This window comes from Piscinibacter sp. (genome assembly GCF_050175855.1).
In the GTDB taxonomy this organism is placed as follows: Bacteria; Pseudomonadota; Gammaproteobacteria; order Burkholderiales; family Burkholderiaceae_C; genus Piscinibacter.
In genome coordinates this window covers 1-7273 of record NZ_JBFXIO010000266.1, presented here as the reverse complement: position 1 = coordinate 7273, position 7273 = coordinate 1, and the positions used below count along the sequence as shown (strand labels likewise).

Here is a 7273-nt window from a genome sequence, read left to right as displayed (position 1 = left end):
GCGGCAGCCTCACGGCCGCTGCCAATGCGGAAGGCGTGGCGCCGGCGGTGATCGGCCGGCGCATCGATGCGCTGGAGGAGCGCCTGGGCGTCAAGCTGCTGGTGCGCACCACGCGCAAGATCACGCTGACCCACGAAGGCAGCGCCTTCCTGGAAGACTGCCAGCGCTTGCTGGCCGATCTGGCCAATGCCGAAGCCAGCGTGAGCGCGGGCGGCGTGAAAGCAAGTGGCTACTTACGCGTCACCGCGCCGGCCGGTTTCGGCCGCCGCCACGTGGCGCCGCTGGTGCCACGCTTCCTCGATCAGCACCCGGACGTCAATGTCTCGCTGAACCTCAGCGACCGCGTGGTCGACATCGTCAACGAGAGCTACGACTGCGCGGTGCGCGTGGGTGATCTCCCCGACTCCAGTCTGATCAGCGTGCGCATGGCCGACAACCGCCGGCTGTGCGTGGCCACCCCGGCGTACCTGAAGCGTGCCGGCACGCCGAAGCACCCGAACGAGCTGCTGCGCCATCAGTGCCTGACGCTGAGCTCCGACGCCAGCCAGACCCGCGGCTGGGCCTTCGTGGTCGATGGCGCCGTCACCCACCTGCGCCCGAGCGGCCGTCTGGACTGCAGCGATGGCCAGGTGCTGCACGACTGGTGCGTGGCCGGCTTGGGGCTGGCCTGGCGCTCCACATGGGAGGTGGAGCAGGAAGTGCAGAGCGGCCAGCTCGTGACGGTGCTCGACGATTTCGCCGCGCCGCCGAACGGCATCTATGCGGTGTTCCCGCACGCCAAGCACCTGCCGTTGCGCGTGCGCCTGTGGATCGATTTCCTCAAGCACACCTACGGCGACGCCGCTTACTGGCGCTGAGTCAGCGAGCCAGCCAAGCGGTCGCTGCGGATCCGGCTCCGCCGGGCCGCCGGCGACGCCCCCTGGGGGGAGCGCCGTGAGGCGCTCCGGGGGGGTCGAATCACTTGCTCAGGCACTCTTTCATGAAGGCCTTGCGCGCGTCGCCCTTCTTGTCGCCGGCTTCCTTGTTGCAGGTCTTCATCTTGTCCTGCTGCGTCTGCTTCTTGGCAGACAGGCACTTCGACATGAACGCCTTGCGCTCGTCGCCCTTCATGTCGCCGGCCTCCTTGTTGCAGGTGGCCATCTTGGTCTGCTGGGCCGTGGCCTTGGGTGCGCTGGCGGCATCGGCCGCGAAGCTCGCGCCGGCGAACGCAGAGGTGGCCAGGGCCACGATGGCGATGATCTTCTTCATGGGGTCTCCTTCTCCTGACGTGGGCATGATTGCCGCTGCGGATTGAAGCACCGGGCCCTCCCCGCGGCAAAGGACGCAACGCACCGGAGCGTGGCGCCGCCGAAACGCCGGCGTGACGCCGGTCAGAGAATTCGCCTGGGATGGGCCAGCGCCTCGTGGGCGGCATGCAGCCGCCGTACCAGCACGCGGATGAAGCCCTCGTCGAACAGATGGCGGCAGCCCGGGCTGAGCTGGGCCAGCGTCTCGGGCGTGAAGGAGATGGTGGTGGCCGTCTCGGTGACGATCACGTCGGTACTGTGGCGGCGCAGGTCGGGGCTGGGCGCGAGGTAGGCCATCTCGCCGACGCTGGTGCCGGCGCCGAGCTGGGCCACCTTCTGGCCGTCGCGGAACACCTCCAGCTCGCCCTTGGCGATGATGTGGAAGGTGTTGCCCTCCTCGCCCTTGCGATACAGCGCCTGGCCGAAGTCGTGGCGCTGCCACTTGGCCCGGTGCACCACCTCCCACAGCTCGACGTCGCCGAAGTTGGCGAAGAAGTCCAGCGAGCGCAGCAGCGTGAAGCGCTCCGAGTCGAGCACGCCCTGCAGGTGGCCGCGCGGCACGTGCTGCTGCGAGATCAGCGCCGACAGCGCCTGGGCGAACTCGTCCCAGTCGCGGTAGCGCTGGCCGACGTCCTTGGCCAGCGCACGCTGGATCACCGCATCCACCGTCGGCGAGACGCCGGTGCGCAGGCGTGTCAGCGGCGGCGGGGTCTGGTGATAGATCTGGTGCATCATCGCCGACTGCACCTGCGCGTCGAAGGGCGGCCGGCCGGCGATCAGGTGGTAGAGCACCGCGCCGAGCGAGTAGATGTCGGCGCGGCAATCGAGCGCCGCGCCGTCGAGCTGCTCGGGCGACATGTAGGCCAGCGAGCCGACGCGGTAGACCTGGGTCACGTCGGAGGCGAGGTTGAGCACACTGCCGAAGTCGGTGACCTTCACGTCGGTGAGCGAGCCGTTGACCAGCGTGACCAGCAGGTTGGCCGGCTTGACGTCGCGGTGGATCAGCCCCTGGCGGTAGACGTAGCCCAGCGCCATCGCGCACTTGAAGCCGAGCTCGACGATCAGCTCCAGCGGCAGCAGCTGGTCGGCGCGGCAGTAGGGCCGCAGCGTGCTGCCGGCCACGTACTCCATCACCAGGTAGGGCTCCACCGGGTCGGGCACGGCGTCGTAGATCTGCACCACGTTCGGGTGCTTCAGGCGCCCGACCAGCGCCGCCTCGGCGGCGAAGAAGCGCTCGAAGAAGCGGTTGTCGTGGGCGTCGCCCATGGCCAGCGGCCGCACGCGCTTGATCGCGACGTCCATGTCCTGGAAGTCGTCGTGACACAGGAAGACCTCGCTGGTCGCGCCCTCGCCGAGCTTGCGCAGCACCCGGTACTTGCCGATCAGCAGAGGCAGGTCGGCCGCCGGGTCGCTCGGCGGGCTCTGGGGGCGGGTGGTCGACGTCGAAGGCATGGCGGAACCGCGCGGCATGGCCATGATTCCACACCCGGCCGGCTCCGGCACCCCCGATCTGGTGCAGGAAAACGGGTCATTCCCGGGCTTGGCCCATCGCCCGGACCGCCAGGGGGCCAACCGTAGAATCCGCCCATGATCCAAGCCAAGAAGGACCTTCTGGCCGCGCTGTCGGCGGCGATTGCCGAGGTCAGCCCGGGGGCGAACCTGGCCGCCGCCTTCGAATCGCCCAAGCAGGCCGCCCACGGCGACCTGGCCTGCACCGCGGCGCTGCAGCTGGCGCGGCCGCTGAAGAAGAACCCGCGCGAGGTGGCCGCGACGCTGGTCGAGGCACTGAACCGCCAGGCCGCCGTGCAGCGCTGGGTGGCGGCGATGGAGATCGCCGGCCCCGGCTTCGTGAATTTCCGGCTGCGCGACGCCGCACGCCAGGCGGTGGTGGCCGAGATCCTGCACGCCGGCGACGACTTCGGCCGCGCTGCGCCCAACGGCCATCCGGTGCTGGTGGAGTTCGTCTCGGCCAACCCGACCGGCCCGCTGCACACCGGCCACACCCGCCAGGCCTGCCTGGGCGACGCGATCTGCAACCTGCTCGACTGGCAGGGCTGGCAGGTGACGCGCGAGTTCTATTACAACGACGCCGGCGTCCAGATCGGCACCCTGGCCACCTCGGTGCAGGCGCGCCTGAAGGGCCTGAAACCGGGCGACGCTGACTGGCCGGAGGCGGCCTACAACGGCGACTACATCGCCGACGTCGCCGCCGATTTCGCGGCGAAGAAGACGGTGCACGCCGACGACCGCGAGTTCACCGCCTCGGGCCTGACCGACGACCTCGACGGCATCCGCCAGTTCGCCGTGGCCTACCTGCGCCACGAGCAGGACCTCGACCTGCAGGCGCTGGGCGTGCGCTTCGACCACTACTACCTCGAGTCGAGCCTGTACAGCAGCGGGCGGGTCGAGGAGACCGTGCAGCGCCTGATCGCCGCGGGCAAGACCTACGAGGAAGGCGGGGCGCTGTGGCTGCGCACCACCGAGTACGGTGACGACAAGGACCGCGTGATGCGCAAGTCCGACGGCACCTATACCTATTTCGTGCCCGACGTCGCCTACCACCTGGCCAAGTTCGAGCGCGGCTTCACGCGCGCCATCAACATCCAGGGCGGCGACCACCACGGCACCACCGCGCGCGTGCGCGCCGGCATCCAGGCGGCCGGCCAGGGCGTGCCCGAGGGCTACCCCGACTACGTGCTGCACAAGATGGTCACGGTCATGAAGGGCGGCCAGGAGGTGAAGATCTCCAAGCGTGCCGGCAGCTACGTGACGCTGCGCGACCTGGTCGACTGGACCGGCCGCGACGCGGTGCGCTTCTTCATGCTCAGCCGCAAGGCCGACACCGAGTTCGTCTTCGACGTCGACCTGGCGCTCAAGCGCAACGACGAGAACCCGGTGTTCTACGTGCAGTACGCGCACGCCCGCATCTGCTCGGTGATCCAGCAGTTCGTCGAGCAGGGCGGCGACACCGCCTCGCTCAACCACGCCGACCACGCGCTGCTGACCGCGCCCAGCGAAGCCGCGCTGATGCTCAAGCTGGCCGAGTTCCCGGCGGTGCTGGCCGGCGCGGCGGCCGACTTCGCGCCGCACGACATCGCCTTCTACCTGCGCGAAGTGGCCGGCGCCTTCCACAGCTACTACGCCAACGAGCGCTTCCTCGTCGACGACCCCGCGCTGGCGCGCGCCCGCATCGCGCTGCTGGCGGCCACCCGTCAGGTGCTGCGCAACGCGCTGGCGGTGCTCGGCGTGTCGGCCCCGCAACGCATGGACCGGGAACAACCGGCGCTGGAGACCGCATGAAATCGCAACGCGGCGGATTCGCCATGGGCCTGATCGTCGGCCTGCTGATCGGGCTGGCGCTGGCGCTGGCCGTGGCGCTGTACGTCACCAAGGTGCCGGTGCCCTTCGTCAACAAGGTGCCGCAGCGCACCGCCGAGCAGGATGCGGCCGAGCAGGAGAAGAACCGCAACTGGGACCCGAACGCCGGCCTGAACCACCGCGCGGGTACGCGGCCGCCGGCAGCCGCCAGCGGCACCGCCGCTTCGGCCCCGGTCGGCGCCCCGCCGGTGGCAGCGGCCAGCCCGGCTTCGTCCGCGCGCGACCCGGCGGCCATCCTCTCGGCCCGCGAAGGCGCCACCGTCAAGCCGACGCCGGCCGCCGACCCGTTCAACTATTTCGTGCAGGCTGGCGCCTTTGCCAGGCCGGAGGACGCCGAGCAGCAGCGCGCCCGGCTGGCGATGATGGGCTACGAGGCCAAGGTCACCGAGCGCGAGCAGTCCGGCCGCACCGTGTACCGCGTGCGCATCGGCCCCTTCACCGCCAAGGATGCCGCCGACGGCGCCAAGGACAAGCTGGCCGCCGCCGGCGTGGAATCGGCCCTGGTGCGCGTGCAGAAGTGAGCCGGATCAAGGTCATCGGCTGATCGTTTCGGCGCGTTCGCCGCGCAGCCCGCAGAATCCCGGCCATCGAGCCCCACGAGGACCCCCATGAAGCTGATGCAACGTCGCGATTTTTCCGCCACCCTGGTCGGCGCCGGCGCCCTGGCCCTGGGCCTGCCAGCCGCTGCCCAGGGCGGCATCGTCGAGGGTACGCACTACGTTCGCCTCGGCCAGCCCGTCCCGGTGACCGTGCCGGCCGGCAAGGTGGAGGTGGTCGAGTTCTTCTGGTACGGCTGCCCCCACTGCAACGCCTTCGAGCCGATGCTCGAGGCCTGGGTCAAGAAGATGCCCGACTTCGTGGCCTTCCGCCGCGTGCCGGTGCAGTTCCGGGAGGAGCCTTTCGGCACCCACCAGCGCATCTTCTATGCGCTGGAGGCCATGGGCCGGCTCGAGACGATGCACCGGAAGGTGTTCTTCGCCATCCACAACGACCGCCAGAGGCTGGACAAGCCGGCCGACATCGCCGCCTTCATGACCAAGAACGGCGTCGACGGCGCCAAGGTGGTGGAACTGATGGGCTCGTTCGCCGTGCAGACCAAGGCGCGACAGGCCAAGCAACTGGCCGAGGCCTACAAGATCGATGGCGTACCGGCGCTGGGCATCCAGGGGCGCTTCTACACCTCGGGCAGCCTGGCTGGGGGCCAGGACCGGATGGTCCTCGTCGCCGAATATCTGATCCAAGCTTCCCGAAAAGTCTGACGATTCCGGCCGCGCAAGGCGGCCCAGGGGCATGGCTTGTGGCTAGAATGGCCTGCAAGTTTCATGCCCTCGATGAGAATCCTCCCGCTCCTCGCCGTCCTGGCCGCTCTGGCTGGTGGCTCAGCGTTCGCCGAAAAGGCCGACCGTTTCAAGCCCTTGAATGTCGAGGCCGACCAACCCGGCCGCATCGACCTGCTCAACCAGCACGTGGTCTTCAACGGCAATGTCGTCGTCACCAAGGGCACGATGACGATCCGCGCCAGCCGCATCGAGGTGCGAGAGACGCCCGAGGGCTACCACAACGCGGTGGCGATCGGCTCCGCCGGCAAGCCGGCCACCTTCCGCCAGAAGCGCGACGGCGTCGACGAGTGGATCGAGGGTGAGGCCGAGCGGCTCGAATACGACGGCAAGACCGACACCATCCGCTTCGTCACCAACGCCGCAGTGCGCCGGCTGCGCGGCAGCACGGTGGCCGACGAGATCGCCGGCAACGTGGTCAGCTACGACAGCATCGGCGAGGTGTTCAGCGTCTCCGGTGGCGCGGCTTCGACACCCACCAACCCCGGCGGCCGCGTGCGCGCCGTGCTGACGCCGCGAGAGGGCAGCGCCGCGGCGGCCGAAGCGGCCGCAGCCGCCTCGCAGCCGGCGCCGCCGCTGAAGCTGGCCCCGTCGCTGGGGGGCAGCCAGTGACCCAAGCCACCGCGGCAGCCGCGCCGCGCGTGCATCGTCTCGAAGCGCGCGGCCTGCAGAAGTCCTACGGCGTGCGCAAGGTCGTCAAGGACGTGCGCCTGGCGGTGGACAGCGGCGAGGTCGTTGGCCTGCTCGGCCCCAACGGCGCCGGCAAGACCACCAGCTTCTACATGATCGTCGGCCTGGTGCGCGCGGATGCCGGAGAGATCAGCATCGAGGGCCAGCGCGTCGAGCGGTTGCCGATCCATCTGCGCTCGCGGCTGGGGCTGTCGTACCTGCCTCAGGAGGCCTCGATCTTCCGCAAGCTCACGGTGGAGGAGAACATCCGCGCCGTGCTCGAGCTGCAGCTCGACCGTGACGGCAAGCCGCTGCGCGAGGCACAGATCGACCAGATGCTCGACGGCCTGCTGCACGACCTCAGCATCGAGAAGCTGCGCAGCGTGCCGGCGCCAGCGCTGTCCGGCGGTGAGCGCCGCCGCGTGGAGATCGCCCGCGCGCTGGCCACGCAGCCGCGTTTCATCCTGCTGGACGAGCCCTTCGCCGGCGTCGACCCGATCGCCGTGCTGGAGATCCAGCGCATCATCAGCTTCCTCAAGGCGCGCGGCATCGGCGTGCTGATCACCGACCACAACGTGCGCGAGACGCTGGGCATCTGCGATC

General features: G+C 69.7%; 8 protein-coding genes. 6 read left to right on the top strand and 2 right to left on the bottom strand.

Annotation, left to right across the window (positions count from 1 at the left end; all coding sequences use genetic code 11):
- Positions 1 to 857, top strand: an 857-nt coding sequence (locus tag AB7U92_RS18220) for a LysR family transcriptional regulator (protein ID WP_428580111.1), incomplete at its 5' end; no start/stop codon positions are given.
- A 100-nt stretch (positions 858 to 957) separates the two neighbouring features.
- Here AB7U92_RS18220 and AB7U92_RS18215 read toward each other — a convergent pair.
- Both AB7U92_RS18215 and AB7U92_RS18210 read right to left on the bottom strand, forming a co-directional pair.
- The gene (locus AB7U92_RS18215; protein WP_428580108.1) at positions 958 to 1248 is read right to left on the bottom strand and encodes a PsiF family protein; all 291 of its coding nucleotides are present in this window, start codon (positions 1246 to 1248) and stop codon (positions 958 to 960) included.
- A 122-nt stretch (positions 1249 to 1370) separates the two neighbouring features.
- Positions 1371 to 2738 carry a protein kinase domain-containing protein gene (locus tag AB7U92_RS18210; RefSeq protein WP_428580105.1) on the bottom strand — a complete coding sequence of 456 codons (1368 nt, stop codon included), beginning with the start codon at positions 2736 to 2738 and terminating at the stop codon, positions 1371 to 1373.
- Between the two features lie 135 nt (positions 2739 to 2873).
- On the opposite strand from AB7U92_RS18210, the gene argS reads away from it, so the two are divergent.
- The 5 genes from argS to lptB all read left to right on the top strand — a co-directional run.
- On the top strand, positions 2874 to 4586 hold the full coding sequence (gene argS / locus AB7U92_RS18205) for an arginine--tRNA ligase (RefSeq protein ID WP_428580102.1): 1713 nt from the start codon (positions 2874 to 2876) through the stop codon (positions 4584 to 4586).
- The gene (locus AB7U92_RS18200; RefSeq protein ID WP_428580099.1) at positions 4583 to 5185 is read left to right on the top strand and encodes an SPOR domain-containing protein; all 603 of its coding nucleotides are present in this window, start codon (positions 4583 to 4585) and stop codon (positions 5183 to 5185) included. The genes argS and AB7U92_RS18200 overlap by 4 nt, the downstream gene beginning before the upstream one ends.
- An 87-nt stretch (positions 5186 to 5272) precedes the next feature.
- Positions 5273 to 5923, top strand: coding sequence for a thiol:disulfide interchange protein DsbA/DsbL (locus tag AB7U92_RS18195; protein ID WP_428580096.1), 651 nt, complete (start codon positions 5273 to 5275; stop codon positions 5921 to 5923).
- Between the two features lie 63 nt (positions 5924 to 5986).
- Positions 5987 to 6613 carry a lipopolysaccharide transport periplasmic protein LptA gene (gene lptA, locus AB7U92_RS18190; RefSeq protein WP_428580093.1) on the top strand — a complete coding sequence of 209 codons (627 nt, stop codon included), beginning with the start codon at positions 5987 to 5989 and terminating at the stop codon, positions 6611 to 6613.
- A partial coding sequence (lptB, locus tag AB7U92_RS18185) for an LPS export ABC transporter ATP-binding protein (RefSeq protein WP_428580090.1) occupies positions 6610 to 7273 on the top strand: 664 nt, incomplete at its 3' end. The genes lptA and lptB, both read left to right, overlap by 4 nt.